We start from the raw sequence: 516 nt of genomic DNA on the forward strand, positions 1-516 counted from the left end.
ACTAAGGAGAAATCTGAATACTGGACTTCTTGGCATATTTCCAATATGCTGTTGACATGGCCAATGAATCAGGCTCCAGAATCCCGCGGCGAACCCTAGAAGATATCCGAGCGCTGGCGTTGAGCGCATATGACCGTGGCATGGCCGTGGATCAGGTGTGCCACGCGTTTGAAATTGGCCGGTCGACATTCTTTGGATGGCTCAAGATCCGACGCGAAGGGGGGCCGGAAGCACTCAAGGTGAAGCAGTCTCCTGGCCCCCAACCAAAGCTGACCAAGGAGCAGATTGATATTCTTTTGCGGCTCATCGTAGGCAATGACCCGCGGCAGTTGCAGTTCGACTTTGCTCTCTGGACGCGCGACATGATTCGTGACGTGATCCGGCGGAAGTTCGGGGTCGAGTACACACCTCAGGGGGTCGGGAAGTTGCTGCATCGAATGGGGTTGTCACCCCAACGTCCGCTGACGCGGGCTTGGCAGAAGGATTCGGACAAGGTTAAGAAGTGGAAGGAGGAGG

At 55.6% G+C, this 516-nt stretch carries 1 protein-coding gene; it reads left to right on the forward strand.

All coding sequences use genetic code 11. The annotated features are described in order from the left end of the window. Positions 1–56: 56 nt before the first annotated feature. A partial coding sequence (locus MJ785_RS20225; protein WP_239382325.1) for a winged helix-turn-helix domain-containing protein occupies positions 57–516 on the forward strand: 460 nt, incomplete at its 3' end.

Source organism: Protofrankia sp. CiT1 (assembly GCF_917627335.1).
Taxonomy (GTDB): Bacteria; Actinomycetota; Actinomycetes; order Frankiales; family Frankiaceae; genus Protofrankia.